The 13,156-nt window shown below is 66.6% G+C and carries 10 protein-coding genes and 1 tRNA gene; 5 read left to right on the forward strand and 6 right to left on the reverse strand.

Annotation, left to right across the window (positions count from 1 at the left end):
• Positions 1 to 47: 47 nt before the first annotated feature.
• The 3 genes from J2X19_RS19420 to J2X19_RS19430 all read left to right on the forward strand — a co-directional run bounded on the left by J2X19_RS19420 (position 48) and on the right by J2X19_RS19430 (position 3,156).
• On the forward strand, positions 48 to 1,355 hold the full coding sequence (locus J2X19_RS19420; protein ID WP_116607248.1) for a dihydroorotase: 1,308 nt from the start codon (positions 48 to 50) through the stop codon (positions 1,353 to 1,355).
• Positions 1,356 to 1,416: 61 nt separating this feature from the next.
• Positions 1,417 to 2,178 carry a lysophospholipid acyltransferase family protein gene (locus J2X19_RS19425; RefSeq protein ID WP_310375669.1) on the forward strand — a complete coding sequence of 254 codons (762 nt, stop codon included), beginning with the start codon at positions 1,417 to 1,419 and terminating at the stop codon, positions 2,176 to 2,178.
• Between the two features lie 9 nt (positions 2,179 to 2,187).
• The gene (locus tag J2X19_RS19430; RefSeq protein ID WP_310375671.1) at positions 2,188 to 3,156 is read left to right on the forward strand and encodes a GDP-mannose 4,6-dehydratase; all 969 of its coding nucleotides are present in this window, start codon (positions 2,188 to 2,190) and stop codon (positions 3,154 to 3,156) included.
• Here the strand turns inward: J2X19_RS19430 and J2X19_RS19435 are convergent.
• The gene (locus tag J2X19_RS19435) at positions 3,153 to 3,617 is read right to left on the reverse strand and encodes an OsmC family protein (RefSeq protein ID WP_310375673.1); all 465 of its coding nucleotides are present in this window, start codon (positions 3,615 to 3,617) and stop codon (positions 3,153 to 3,155) included. The genes J2X19_RS19430 and J2X19_RS19435 overlap by 4 nt on opposite strands.
• A gap of 173 nt (positions 3,618 to 3,790) precedes the next feature.
• On the opposite strand from J2X19_RS19435, the gene J2X19_RS19440 reads away from it, so the two are divergent.
• Positions 3,791 to 5,371 (forward strand): PAS domain-containing protein, encoded by a 1,581-nt coding sequence (locus J2X19_RS19440; protein ID WP_310375675.1) that lies wholly within the window; start codon positions 3,791 to 3,793, stop codon positions 5,369 to 5,371.
• Positions 5,372 to 5,465: 94 nt separating this feature from the next.
• On the opposite strand, the gene J2X19_RS19445 is transcribed toward J2X19_RS19440, so the two are convergent.
• From J2X19_RS19445 to J2X19_RS19455, 3 genes are all read right to left on the reverse strand, one after another.
• A complete protein-coding gene (locus J2X19_RS19445) occupies positions 5,466 to 5,678 on the reverse strand; it encodes a hypothetical protein (protein WP_310375677.1) in 213 nt (70 codons plus the stop codon).
• A gap of 110 nt (positions 5,679 to 5,788) precedes the next feature.
• A tRNA-Arg gene (locus J2X19_RS19450) sits at positions 5,789 to 5,863 on the reverse strand.
• A 176-nt stretch (positions 5,864 to 6,039) separates the two neighbouring features.
• Positions 6,040 to 6,540: an Lrp/AsnC family transcriptional regulator gene (locus J2X19_RS19455; RefSeq protein ID WP_310375679.1), complete on the reverse strand. Its 501-nt coding sequence runs from the start codon at positions 6,538 to 6,540 to the stop codon at positions 6,040 to 6,042.
• Between the two features lie 86 nt (positions 6,541 to 6,626).
• On the opposite strand from J2X19_RS19455, the gene J2X19_RS19460 reads away from it, so the two are divergent.
• A complete protein-coding gene (locus J2X19_RS19460) occupies positions 6,627 to 7,511 on the forward strand; it encodes an EamA family transporter (protein WP_310375681.1) in 885 nt (294 codons plus the stop codon).
• 6 nt (positions 7,512 to 7,517) lie between these two features.
• Here the strand turns inward: J2X19_RS19460 and J2X19_RS19465 are convergent, their stop codons facing one another.
• On the reverse strand, positions 7,518 to 11,345 hold the full coding sequence (locus J2X19_RS19465; protein ID WP_310375683.1) for a translocation/assembly module TamB domain-containing protein: 3,828 nt from the start codon (positions 11,343 to 11,345) through the stop codon (positions 7,518 to 7,520).
• Between the two features lie 5 nt (positions 11,346 to 11,350).
• On the reverse strand, positions 11,351 to 13,120 hold the full coding sequence (locus J2X19_RS19470) for an autotransporter assembly complex protein TamA (RefSeq protein WP_310375685.1): 1,770 nt from the start codon (positions 13,118 to 13,120) through the stop codon (positions 11,351 to 11,353).
• Positions 13,121 to 13,156 lie beyond the last annotated feature (36 nt).

The following is a 13,156-nucleotide window of genomic DNA, read 5'->3' on the forward strand; positions in this document are numbered from 1 at the left end:
GCTGGCGCAGGTAGTACCTGCGCCAGAGCCTCATTTGGTTTAAAAATATGAAGACCCTGATCCAACACGGCCGCAGCATCGACCCGGCCAGCGGGCTGGACACCACCGGCCCTATCGCCATCGCCGCCGGCCGCATCATCGCCATCGGCCGCGACGTGCCCGACTTCCAGCCCGACCGCGTGGTCGACGCCAGCGGCTGCATCGTGCTGCCCGGCCTGGTCGACCTGTGCGCGCGTCTGCGCGAGCCCGGCTACGAGCACGAAGGCATGATGGAAAGCGAAATGGCCGCGGCAGCAGCCGGCGGCGTGACCAGCCTGGTCTGTCCGCCCGATACCGACCCGGTGCTGGACGAACCCGGCCTGGTGCAGATGCTGAAGTTCCGCGCCAAAAAGAACCACCAGGCGCGGCTGTTCCCGCTGGGTGCGCTGACCCGCGGCCTGCAGGGCGAGGTGCTGACCGAGATGGTCGAGCTTACCGGCGCGGGCTGTATCGGCTTCGGCCAGGCCGAGGTGCCATTGGGCAACACCCAGGTGCTGCAGCGCGCGCTGCAATATGCCGCCACCTTTGACTACGCCGTCTGGCTGCGCCCGCAAGAGCTGCACCTGGGCAAGGGCGTGGCCGCCAGCGGTGCGCTGGCTACGCGTATGGGCTTGAGCGGCGTGCCTGTGTCCGCCGAAACCATCGCGCTGCACACCATCTTTGAATTGATGAAGACCACCGGCGCCCGTGTGCACCTCTGCCGTATCAGCAGTGCCGCCGGCATCGCCCTGGTGCGCCAGGCCAAGAAGGACGGCCTGCGCGTGACCTGCGATGTCAGCATCAACTCGCTGCACCTCACGGATACGGACATCGGTTACTTCGACAGCCGGGCCCGCCTGAGCCCTCCGCTGCGCCAGCAACGCGACCGCGAAGCCCTGCGCGCAGCCCTCGCCGACGGCACTATCGACGCCCTGGTGTCCGACCACACGCCGGTCGAAGCCGATGCCAAGGCCCTGCCGTTCGCCGAAGCCGAACCCGGCGCCACCGGCCTGGAGCTGCTGCTAAGCCTGGCGCTGAAATGGAGCCAGGACGACGGCGTACCGCTGCAGCGCGCGCTGGCCGCCGTCACCTGCGCGCCCGCCGCCGTGCTGGGCAGCAGCCTGGGCACGCTGCAGGCCAGCCTGGGCCAGCTGGTCGAGGGCGGCGTGGCAGACCTCTGCATCTACGACCCTGCGGCCAGTTGGACCGTGGCCGCCGACACCTTGCTCAGCCAGGGCAAGCACACGCCGTTCTCCGGCTACGAGCTGCCGGGCCGCGTGCGCTGCGCCGTGGTGGCCGGCCATGTGGCCTTCGAATCACGCCGCGATGCACTATAAAAATAGTAGCTGCTGGTGCAGGTAGTACCTGCGCTGGCGGCATTATTTTTATCAATTCCTGATGCGCTTGTTTCGCGTTCTTGCCAAGCTGCTGCACCTGCTGCTGCACATCGCTACCGGCTGGTGGACCATCCGCCGGCATTTTCCCCAGATGGACAACGCCGAGCGCGGCGGGCAGGTGCAAGCCTGGTCGCAGCAGCTGCTGCGCGTGCTGGGCATACGGCTGCGGGTCAGCGGCGCGCCCAGCCAGGGCCCGCTGCTGCTGGTGGCCAACCACATCTCCTGGCTGGACATTGCGGTGATACACGCGGCCGGCTACTGCCGTTTTGTGTCCAAGGCCGATGTCAAGCACTGGCCCGTCGTCGGCACCCTGGCCACGGCGTCGGGCACCTTGTACATCGAGCGTGAATCGCGCCGCGACGCCATGCGCGTGGTGCACCACATGGTCGAGAGCCTGCGCGCCGGCGATGTGATCGCCGTCTTTCCCGAGGGCACGACCGGCGACGGCCGCAGCCTGCTGCCATTCCATGCGAACCTGCTGCAGGCGGCGATTTCGGCCAATGTGCCGGTGCAGCCGCTGGCGCTGCGCTTTGTCGATGTGCATACCGGGGCGCTGCATTTCGCCCCCAGCTTTGTGGGCGACGAAACCCTGCTGGGTTCGCTCTGGCGCACTCTCAGCGCGGCCAACCTCGGCGCCGACGTGCTGTATGGCACTGCCGAGCACGCCCAGGGCCGCGACCGCCGAACCTGGGCCCAGGATCTGCACGCGCAGGTCCAGGCTTTGCGGAACCCACCCCTGCCGGCATCCAGCGCAACTGAATAAGATCCACCCATGAAAAAATACCTCATCACCGGATTTTCGGGATTTGTCGGGCGCCATTTTCTGGCCTACCTGGACAGCTTGAATGAGCCCATATCGGTTTTGGGCCTGGACCGGAATGCGGCTGAATTTGATGTGAACCAGTTTGAGAATCTGGAATGCGCTTTCAAAAAGGCCGATCTGCTGCAAAGCAAGGACTGGGCGCCGGTGATCGAGGTGTTCCAACCGGATTACATCGTCCACCTGGCATCGTTCAGCAGCGTGGCCTTCAGCTGGGTGGATCCGATTGGCAGTTTTTCGAACAACACCAATGTGTTTTTGAACCTACTGGAAACCGTGCGCAAGGTGAATCCGCGTTGTCGGATTTTGTCGGTCGGTTCCTCGGAAGAATATGGTGCCTGCAGCCTGGATCAATTGCCGCTGACCGAAGAATCCCTGCTGAACCCTGTCAGCCCCTATGCGGTAGCCCGGGTGTCCCAGGAGCTGTTGTCCAAGGTCTATGTCGATGGCTATGGCTGCGATATCGTGATGACCCGTTCGTTCAACCATATTGGTCCGGGCCAGCTGGATACTTTCGTGATTTCGTCTTTTGCCCGTAAATTGCTGTCCATCCAGAACGGCAGCGCCGAGCCGGTAATGCTGACCGGCGACACCACCATCGTGCGCGACTTTGTCGATGTGCGCGACGTGGTGCGGGCCTACGACGATTTGTTGAAGCATGGCCGCTCCGGGCACATCTACAACATCTGCAGCGGAACCGGCGTTAGCTTGAAATCGGTCATCGACCAAATGGCCTCCATTCTGGGGGTTAGCGTGACCCAGCAAATCGATCCGAAGCTGGTGCGGCCGAATGACAACAAGGCGATTGTCGGATCATTGAAGAAAATCAACGACGAGATCGCCTGGGCGCCGCGCATACCGCTGGATACCAGTCTGCGCGATATCCTGAACTACTGGCTTGGTAAATCCGGTCTCCGTTAGAACACCGGCTCGCACAGCACCTCGGTAGTCACCGAATTGGCGATGTAGCACTCGGCATGCGCGGCGTGGTGTAGTTGTTCCAGCTCTGCGCGGCTGGGCTGCCGGTCGCCGCCGAACTGCACGGCGGGGTGTAGCGTCACCTGGGCCATGGCCATGCGGCCCTGGCTGTTGCGGGCCATCAGGCCGGTGGCGGCGTCGCGGTAGCTGTCGACCACCCAGCCGGCCCGGGCGGCCAGGTCCAGAAACCACAGCATGTGGCAGCTGGACAGGGCGGCGATGAACGCCTCTTCCGGGTCGACCGCCGACGGGTCGGAGAACGGCAGCCGCACCACATGCGGTGACGAAGACGCGGCCACCTGGGCGCCGCCGTCGAAGTGCCAGCTGTGCCGGCGGCTGTAGCGGTGGTCGGTAAAAGGCTGCGCATCGCGTTGCCAGACGATGGTGGCGCTGTGTTGGGGCATGGTGTTTGCTACTCTTTCAATAGCTGTTGCCGCACATCCAATATGCGCGGGCGCCGCTTTTTGTGCAAAAGCTGCAGCAGCATACCGGATGGCCTGCACCAGCGGGCTCGGGTGGATGGATGTCAACAGAATGGATGATTCTGCTGAGGGCGTTTGTAACAAGCGGTGGCAGAATGAAAAAAATTCTGAAGGCCAGCATGGGGATCACCGCGGTACCACAACGCTCCAGTTTTGAGGCCAAGATCCTCATCGCCTTTACGGCTGCCGTGCTGGTGGTGGCCGCGCTGTTTGCCATCACCTGGCAGCTGGAAAAAGAAGCCTCTGAAGCCGCGCGCCGGGTGGCGCACACCCAGGAGGTGATTGGCAACATCGCCCGCGCCCGCGCGGATACGCTGCAGGTGGAGTTCAGCACCCAGAACTACCGCCTCACCGGCGACGTGGCCCAGCTGCTGGAGCGTGATGCGACGATTGCCACCCGGGAAGCGGTGTTGCAACAGATACAGCAGCTGACGCGGGACAACCCCGACCAGCAGCAGCGCTGGAGCGGCTTGCGCGCCGTGGTCAACCAGCGTATCGAAATATCCAAGCATGTGGAGTGGCTGCGCAAGACCCAGGGGCAGGAGGCAGCCACCGCCTTTGTGGCGACCGCGCCGCTGCGCGAAACCCGCGAACGCACCTACCGGCTGCTGCGCGAAATGGAGGCGGAGGAAACCCGGCTGCTGGCCCTGCGCAATGCCGAGCAGCAGCACGGGCGCAAGACACTGCTGGTTTCGGGCGCGCTGGCCACGCTGTTGCTGCTGGTTTTGCTGGTGTCCACCTATGCCCTGATCCGGCGCCAGTTGCGCATCGCCGATGCCAGCCAGCGCGCGCTGGCCGATAACGAAGACAGCCTGACGGCCCTGCTGCAGTCCATCGGCGATGCGGTGCTGGCGACCGACATCGACGGGCGCATCACCCGCATGAACCCGTTGGCCGAACGGCTGACCGGCTGGCCGTTGGCCCAGGCCCGCGGTCGCCCGGTGAACGAGGTGTTTTGCATCATCAACGAGCAGACCCGCCAGCCTGCCGAGGTGCCGGTAGACCGGGTGCTTGCGACCGGCACCCTGCAGGAGCTGGCCAACCACACGCTGCTGGTGCACCGCAACGGCAGCGAATGCCCGATAGCCGACAGTGCGGCGCCCATCCGCGACGCCCAGGGCCTGGTGCGCGGCGTGGTGCTGGTGTTCCGCGACGAAACCACGCCCCGCCAGGTCCAGCGCAGCATCCGCGACCACAACCTGCTGCTCGAGCAGCGCGTGCAAGAGCGCACGCTGCAGCTGCAGGAAAGCCAGGAGCACCTGCGCAGCGTGATCAGCAATGTGCCGGCCATGATCGCCTATGTCGATGCGCAGCAGCGCTATGTGTATGTGAACAAGCCCTATCTGCAGCGCTTTGCCCCCGGTCAGGCCGACATTGCAGGCCGCACGGTGCGCGAAATCCTCGGCCCCGAGCGCTACGCGGTGGTCAGCCCGATGGTTGCTGAGGTACTGAAAGGCCAGCCCCAGGGCTACGACTGGCAGCCTTTTCCCGGCGTCTGGCAGGTCATCCGCTACATGCCCAAGCGCGATACTTACGGCCAGGTGGAGGGTTACTACGTGCTGGGTTCGGACATCACCGAGCGCAAACAGGCCGAGGAAAAAATCCAGGCCCTCAACACCGAACTCGCGCAGCGGGTGCGCGACCTGGAGCAAGTGGGGCGGGCGCTGAAGACCTAGCGGGTCGGTAAAAGCTGACTTGCTACTGTATATATAGCTGCTGGCGCAGACTGTATATGCGCTAGAGGCTTCTTTGACCTGTCATTCTTGCGGCTCAGGCCTGCAGGTTCAGGTGCTGGCCTATGGTGTGCCCCAGCGCATTCGAGGTCGGCTGCGGCGGCATCTTCACATGGAAATTGGCGCTCGGCGCGGTTTCACCCGCCGTGCTGTCTTTGTTAGCGGTCTTCTGGGGGTCGATGGGGGCGGTCGCGCTGGCCTTTTGCGGCGCGGGCACGGCGGTGGCGGAGGTTACGGAGCTGATGGCCATGTGTGCCTTTCGAGTGGTTTAAGCACCGCGCATGCATTGCATGTACAGCGGAGGCACTCTAGCGCCGAGCCCGGCGCCAGGGGCCGGCTTTACCTGCTGCTACAAAAGCCTGGTCCCCTCGACAGGAATCGAACCTGTATCTAGCACTTAGGAGGCACTCGTTCTATCCATTGAACTACGAAGGGGAGCGCGGATTGTAGGGCTTGGCAAGGTCGATTTTGGCGCGGTCGCCGGCCGGCGTGAAAGTCGGGCCTGTTGCGCTTTTGCCGCCCCGGGTTGGATAGGTATACGGATTTTTGCTATTGAAAGCGTAGCTGCTAGCGCTGGTGCTATCTGCGCAGGTGGCACATTTCTTATAAATTTATCCGGCACCGCCGCTTGGTAGCGCCTTGTCCAGCGGCAGTTGCAGGCCGGACTTCAGCCAGCCCAGGGTGACCGAGGTGCGGAAGCGGCGGATGTTGTCGTCGCCCTCGAACAGGCGCCGTGTCAGCGCCTCGTAGTCGGCCATCGAGGCGACGGTGACGATCAGCAGGTAGTCGGCCTCGCCGGTCACGCTGTAGCACTGCTGCACCGCGGTTTCAGCGGCGATGCGGGCGCGCATGGCGGCGGTGCGGTCGGGGCGTTCGTTCTCCAGGTGCAGCTCGATGATGATGGTCAGCGGCAGGCCGACCTTGGCCGCGTCGATCACCGCCACATTGGCGCGTATCACGCCGCTGTCTTGCAGCCGGCGGATGCGCCGCTGCACCGCCGGTGCCGACAGGTGCACCGCCTCGGCAATCGCGCGCTGGGGCACGCTGTTGTCCTTTTGCAGGATGTCCAGGATGGCGATGTCGAATGCGTCTAGGGGCAGGGCGGCGGGCATATGGGTGGATGATGGTGAGCGAATCTTGCGTTTGTGGCCTGTTTTTGCAGCGAAAACCAGCCGTGGTGCGATTTATATTTTCACCCATGACTTTGACACGCTACCCACGGGTGATTCCTTTTTTGGCGGTTCTGGGCGCGGTGACGGCCCTGGGCATTGGCACGTCCTGGGCCAAGCAGCTTTTCCCTTTGGTCGGCGCGCAGGGCACGTCGGCCGTGCGCGTGGGCTTTTCGGCCCTGCTGCTGTTGCTGCTGTGGCGGCCCTGGCGCTGGCATTTGTCGCGGGCCGATGCCATTTCCATTGCCAGCTATGGCGCCGCATTGGGCGCGATGAACCTGATGTTCTACATGTCGCTGCGCACCTTGCCCTTTGGGCTGGCCGTGGCCATCGAATTTGCCGGGCCGCTGGCCTTGGCGATTGCCGCGTCGCGCCGGATGGTCGACTTTGTCTGGCTGGCGCTGGCCGCTCTGGGCCTGGGCATGCTGCTGCCCCTGGGCCTGAGCAGCAACGACCTGGACCCCACGGGCGTGCTGTACGCGCTGGGGACGGCGGTGCTGTGGGCCCTGTACATCGTGTTCGGCAAGCGCGTCGGCCATCTGCATGCGGGGCATTCGGTGTCGTTAGGGCTGCTGGTGGCGGCCATCGTGGTGGTGCCGGTGGGCATTGCGCATGCCGGTGCGGCGCTGCTGTCGCCCACGGTGCTGCTGGTGGGCGTATGTGTGGCGGCGATCTCCAGTGCGTTGCCGATTTCTTTGGAAATGGTGGCGATGAAGCGGCTGCCCAAGGAAGCCTTCGGCATCATGATCAGCATGGAGCCCGCGGTGGCTGCGGTGCTGGCCATGGGTCTGTTGGACGAGCATCTGAACCCCCAGCAGTGGCTGGCCATAGGCTGCATCATGGCCGCGTCCATGGGCAGTGCTGCCACGGCGCGGCGGCCACAGACGCATGCGTCGCAGGTGGTAACTGCTTAGCAATCGTCAGTCGTAGGTCAACGTGAAGATCAGGTCAATCGCGCTTTGCTCGCCGGTCTGGGCGCGCAGGGTGAAGCGCTTGCTCAGGTCGTAGAAGATGTAGAGCGTGCCCAGGGTGCCCGCCAGGCTGTGCTCGTAGGCCACATAGAAGTCCCGCGACAGGCGCTTGCCGAAGGTGACGGCTGCGGCGCTGGTCGTGCCATCTGATTTGCTGGCGCTGCCGCTGAACGACAGCTCGTCCAGGCCCAGCGCTGACGCCAGCCCGCCGGAGATGCCTTTGCCGTTGCCGCCCAGCAGGGCCAGCGCGGCCTGCTGCAGTACCGCGCTTTCAGCCCCGCCGTTGGCGGCGCTGCGGCCCAGGAGCAGCCAGGCGAGCTTTTCGGCGTCGGACAGGTCGGAGTCGGAGTACAGCCGTATCCGCGGCGCCAGCGCGGTGCCGGTGATTTGCACACCTACGCGCACGCTGAGGTTCGGGCGGATCGCCAGCACGTCGAGCGAGGGGTTGTCGTAGGTGCCGGTGAAGCGCAGGATGCCTTCGTCGATGTCCAGCTGCTGGCTGTAGGCGCGGTAGCTGCCGCGCACGGTGCGCAGCTCGCCGGTGACGCGCGGGCCAGCCAGGGTGGGGCCGGCGCGCAGATTGAGCTTGCCGGTCAGGCGGGTGTCCAGGCCGCGGCCGACCAGGTGGAAGTCGCTGCCCAGGTCGAGTTCCAGGTTGATGTCAGGCGTGTTTTTCGACGCGCTGGGCGCGGGTGTGGCCGGGCTGGGCGTCACCACCGCGGTGCTGCGCGAACGGACCACCACGTCGCCCCCCAGGCTGGGCGCGGTTTCATCGGGCAGGATGAACAATGCCTGGTCGGCCTTGAGCGCGCCTTGCAGCGCCAGCTTGCCCTGCGCCAACTTGGCCTGCAGCGTGCCGGATACCGTGAGGCGGCGGTCGGCCCGGGTCGAGATGCGCAGCGCCGTGGCCTGGGCCTGCATATCCAGCTGGATGCCGGCCGGGGCACTGCCGCTCCAGCTGGCCGAGCCGGTGGCGGTGAGGCTGCCGCCGTCATTGGCCGGCGGCGCGGTGCGGGAGGCGTTGCCGGTGGCGGCCGCGGCAGTAGGTGCGCCGCGCAGGCTGAATTCGCTGATGTTCAGGCGCTGGCCGTCGAGGCTGGCGCGCAGCCTGCCATCGCGCAGCTCTATGCCTTCGACCACCGAGCGCAGCGCCAGGTCGTCGGCCTGCAGTGTGCCCGTCCACAGCGGCGCCAGCCGGGTGCCGGCTAGCTTGGCATCGGCGGCCAGGGTGCCGCGCATGCGCCAGCCGGGCGGCGCCAGCACCGACCAGATGCCGACCCGGGGCAGGGCGGCATGCACATTGCCGCTCAGCGGGGCGTCGGCGGGCCAGGTCCAGCTGCCGTCGGCCTGGCGGATCTGGGTGGCCAGGTCGGCCTCGATCTGGCCGGCGCGCTCGCTGTCCCAGCGCAGGCTGGCGCTGAGGGTGTCGCCATGGGTGCGCAGGCCGATGCTGGCGGTGCGGATGCCGGCGCTGATGGTGCTGGGTACGCCTTTGACCGCATCGTCGCCGGTCTGCAGCAGCAGGTCGCCGCTGCGGCGGCGCAGATTGGCGCTGAGCTGCAGGGTCTGCGCGGCCTGGATGTCCCAGTCGCCGTCCAGTACCAGATTGCCTTGCAGGCCGATTTGCGCCAGCTGGCCATTGCCGGCGGCCAGGATCTCCAGCCAGCCCATGGGTATGTCTTGCAGCGTGCCGGTGCTGCGCAGGCGGCCGCCGTTCTGCGCCCAGGCCACGGGCTGCCAGTTGATCTTGGCGTTGCCCGGCACCGGGCCGGTGAGGCTGGCGCTGCCGGCGGCGGCGTCGAAGCTGCTGCCGCTGGCTGGCGTGGCGAACTTCAGGGCGAGAGCCTGGTCCAGCTGCAGCTTCCAGGGGCCGGGGCGGCTGCTGTCCTGCAGCTGCAGCGCCAGGCTGGCGATGCGGGCCTGCCACTGGTTGGGTGCTGACAGGCCGGCGCTGGCGCGGCTGTTCAGGCTCAGGCGTTGGGTGCCGGTGGCGGCTTCGCCTTGCAAGGCCAGGTCCAGCGCGTTCAGGCTGCCGGATGCATCGAGTGCCAGCTGGCGCAGGCTGACGGGTGTGCCGGTGTCGGCCGGCGCGCGGATCTCCAGCGTGGGTACCGCCAACTGGGCCTGCAGGTGGAACGGGGTGCCACTGGGCTTGGCCGCCACGGCGTTGGCCCAGCCACCGTTCCAGCGGCCGGTCAGTACGGCCTGGCCTTTGACGGCGGTGGTTTGCAGGCTGGCGGCCGCGCCGGGCAGGCGGGCCAGCCAGCGCGTGGCCAGGTTGGCATCCTTGACCTGCACTGCGAAATCGCCCGCACCCTGCGCGGCGCTGAGCTGGCCTTGCACATCGGCCTGGGCTCCGGGCAGCGTCAAGTGCAGCTGGCCTTTGGCCGCGCGGGTGGCGATGGCCACTTCCAGCTGGCCTTGCAACAGCGCATCGTCGGTTTGCAGCTTCAGGGCCGACAGGCTGAGCGTACCGGCGGCCCAGCGGCCGGTGGCCTGGACGCTGCGCACGCGCAGGCCCCGCAGGGTCGGGTTGACGACGGGGTTGCTCGCGGGTTGCAGTGCAGCGTCGAAGTGAATCGCCTGCCCGGTGCTGCTGGCGTTGACTTTGCCGTCCAGCAAGGCCGGGTCCATGCGGGTATGGATGGCGGCAGGGTTGACGCGGCGCAGCTGGGCCTGGGCGGTCCAGTCGGTGGAGCCTGCGCCATTCCACTGGCCGCTGAGTTGCAGCTCGCCCTTGCCCAGCTGGGCGTTGAGCGATTCGACGATCCATGCGCCTTGCTGGAACTGCAGCGTGGTTTCCGCGTGGTCCAGCGGCAGCCGGTTTTTGTCCCACGGGCCGCTCAGGCGGTTGTCCACGCGGGCCTGGGCGCGCCAGGTGGCGGCGGCGCTGCCGGGCCGGACCTGGGCGTCGCCCTGGAGCAAGGTTTGTGGGGCTTCGGGCCACAGGTCGGCTAGGTTCAGCTGCTGGAAGCTGGCATCGGCCTGGTGTACCGGCTGTGCGGCCCAGGGTTGGATTTGGGCGTGGAGAGTGGCTTGCAAAGCGCTGGCATTGCCGGGTACCAGCTGGGCCTGGATCTGCAGCAAGGCATCTGCTCCCGCCAGCGGGCCACTGGCCGAGGCTTGGGCTGTAACGCGCAACGGCTTGCCGCCGCCCGGGACCTGGGTGTCCACCGTGCCTTGCAAACTGGCCTGCAATGCCATGGGGCTGCGTGCCTGCAGGCTGGCCTGGGCGGTGTACTGGCCCGAGGCGATGCGTACCTTCGTAATGTCGAGCTGGTGCTGGCTGCCGTCAAAGCGGTAGCGGCCACCCAGCTGCTGGGCGTCCAGGGCTGGCGGGCCTTTCCAGCGCAGTTCTGCCACCTCGAATGGCAGGTCCACGGTCAGCGGCAGCACGATGTCGGCGAGCGGGCTGCTGGGCTCGGTGGACGGGGTGGCTTCGATGTCGAGCCGGGTGATGTGCAGCTTGCCCAGTTGCAGCTCGCGCCGCACCAGGCGGTCGAGCTGCCAGTCCACCGCCACGTCCTGGGCTTCGACCTTCAGGCTGGGGCTTTGGTAGAGCAGGCTGCCGATGTGGCCGCCTCGGCGTACCGAGCCGGTCACATCGCGCGCCTCCAGGCTGTGGCCAGCCGGCAGGTAGCTGGCGGCGCGGTTCAGTGCGGTGGCCAGCGAGGTGTCGCTGCCGAGCCAGACCACCAGCCCCACGACCAGGGCCGCCAGCAGTAGCAGGGGCGCGCCCAGCAGCCAGAGCAGCCATTTGCGATAAGACCTGCGCACCGTACTCAAAAGCTGAACCCCACGCTCAGATGCAGGCGCACTTTTTGGGTGGCCAGTCCATAGGCCAAGTCCATCTGCACTGGGCCGACGGGGCTGCGCCAGCGCACGCCAGCGCCCACGCCGACCTTGGCGTGCATGGCGCCCACGGTGTCGGCCACTGCGCCGGCATCGGCAAACACCGCGCTTTCCCATTCGCTGGCGCGGCCGTTGACGATGATGGGGCGTTGCCATTCAATGCTGCCCGAGCCCAGATAGCGGCCGGCGGTGATGCTGCCGCTGGTGCTGGGTACGCCGATGTCCTGGTAGCCGTAGCCGCGCACGGTGGTGTCGCCGCCGGTCAGAAACTGCTGGCTGCTGGGGATATTGGCATCGGCCTTGGCGATGACGGCACCGGCCTCGGCCCGCAACGCCAGGCGGCCGGCGCGTACCGCCGAGGTATTGCCCGGGAGCAGTTGGCCCAGCGGTATGTAGCCCAGCCAGCGGGTCAGGACCCGGGTGTAAGGCTGGCGGTCGCTGCCCAAGGTGAAGCCACCGCCGAGTTCCACCGCCACGCCATAGCCCTGGGTGGGGGTGCGGATGTCGTCAAAGTCGCGCCGCGTCCAGGCGTAGTTGGCGCTGATGGCGCTGGACGACACTGCCGGCCCGGTACCGGCGGTTTCAATCGCGTGGTCGTATTGCAGGTAGATGTTGCGGTCGATGCGCTCGTTTTCCTGGCTGCGGCCGGCCCGCAGGCGCTGGCTGTTGGTGACGGTGCCGCTCAGGTCCTGGTGCTGCAGCTGGGCCGAGGTGGCCCAGCGCCAGTTGCGGCTATCGGGTGGGGCGGTGAGTTCGCTGCCCAGGGTCTGGGTGTTGCGGTCGAGAGTGAGCTTGGAGACCGCGCGCCAGCCTATCCAGGGCAGCTGGCGGTGGGTGTGTTCGGCCGACACGCGCGGCCCGCTGTCGGTGCTGAAGCCCACGCCTAGCACCAGTTTTTGCAGCTTGGCCTCGCGCAGCTGGGCCACCACGGTGGCGGTGCGCGGATCGCCATTGGTGTCCAACGTCAGAAAAACCGAGTCGAAATACCCGCTATCGGCTAGGCGTTGCTGGGTTTGCAGCAGTTGGGCCTGGGTGTAGTCGGAGCCGGTGGGCAGCTGGGCCAGGCGGCGCACCAGCTCCGGGCTGTAGCGTTGCGTGCCGCGCGGGTCGAGCGTGCCAAACCGGAAGGCCGGGCCCGAGGCCAGCGTCAGCTCCAGGCGCACGGTGTGGGTGTCGGGGTCGATATCGGCCAGGCTGTTGGCGATTTCGCTGGTGGGGAAGCGCTGGATGGTCAGGCTGCGCAGAGCCTGGGTTTTGGCGTCGTCCCAGGCTTCCTGGGTGAACCGTTCCCCGGCGCGCAGCAGCCAGCCGCTGCGTATGCTGTCGCGCAGCTCTTGTGCATCCGGGTCTTCGGCGATGGGGCCGGTGAACGCGATCTCTACCTGGCCAATGCGGGCGGGTTCGCCCAGCTGTACCGTCAGCAATACTTCGTGCGGCGCGCTGGCGCTTTGCGGCGTGTCCAGCGTAGTGATGGTGACGGTAGAGGAAAAATAGCCCTGCGTGGCCAGCAGGTCGTGGGCGTTGCGTTCGGCGGCTTGTAGCAGGCGCGCCAATTCTGTGCTGTCCAGATCGGTCAGGCTGCGGTAGCGCTGCAGTTCCAGGTGTTTTGTCAGCAGTTCGCGTATTTTGTCGGGGGCCTCGACCCGCAGGTCGAAGGCGAATGGGTGCGTGGGGGTACTGGCGGCAGCTGGTTCAGGCAAGGGCTGCGCGAGCAGTGCCCCTGGGCATCCCAGTAG

Origin of the sequence: Rhodoferax ferrireducens (genome assembly GCF_031458075.1) — a bacterium.
Taxonomy (GTDB): domain Bacteria; phylum Pseudomonadota; class Gammaproteobacteria; order Burkholderiales; family Burkholderiaceae_C; genus Rhodoferax_B; species Rhodoferax_B ferrireducens_A.

What these genes read in the sequence shown, in the direction of transcription:
- J2X19_RS19420 (WP_116607248.1), top strand. Translation starts at nt 48, where the DNA reads ATGAAGACCCTGATCCAACACGGCCGCAGCATCGACCCGGCCAGCGGG.
- J2X19_RS19425 (WP_310375669.1), top strand. Translation starts at nt 1,417, where the DNA reads ATGCGCTTGTTTCGCGTTCTTGCCAAGCTGCTGCACCTGCTGCTGCAC.
- J2X19_RS19430 (WP_310375671.1), top strand. Translation starts at nt 2,188, where the DNA reads ATGAAAAAATACCTCATCACCGGATTTTCGGGATTTGTCGGGCGCCAT.
- J2X19_RS19435 (WP_310375673.1), bottom strand. Translation starts at nt 3,617, where the DNA reads ATGCCCCAACACAGCGCCACCATCGTCTGGCAACGCGATGCGCAGCCT.
- J2X19_RS19440 (WP_310375675.1), top strand. Translation starts at nt 3,791, where the DNA reads ATGAAAAAAATTCTGAAGGCCAGCATGGGGATCACCGCGGTACCACAA.
- J2X19_RS19445 (WP_310375677.1), bottom strand. Translation starts at nt 5,678, where the DNA reads ATGGCCATCAGCTCCGTAACCTCCGCCACCGCCGTGCCCGCGCCGCAA.
- J2X19_RS19455 (WP_310375679.1), bottom strand. Translation starts at nt 6,540, where the DNA reads ATGCCCGCCGCCCTGCCCCTAGACGCATTCGACATCGCCATCCTGGAC.
- J2X19_RS19460 (WP_310375681.1), top strand. Translation starts at nt 6,627, where the DNA reads ATGACTTTGACACGCTACCCACGGGTGATTCCTTTTTTGGCGGTTCTG.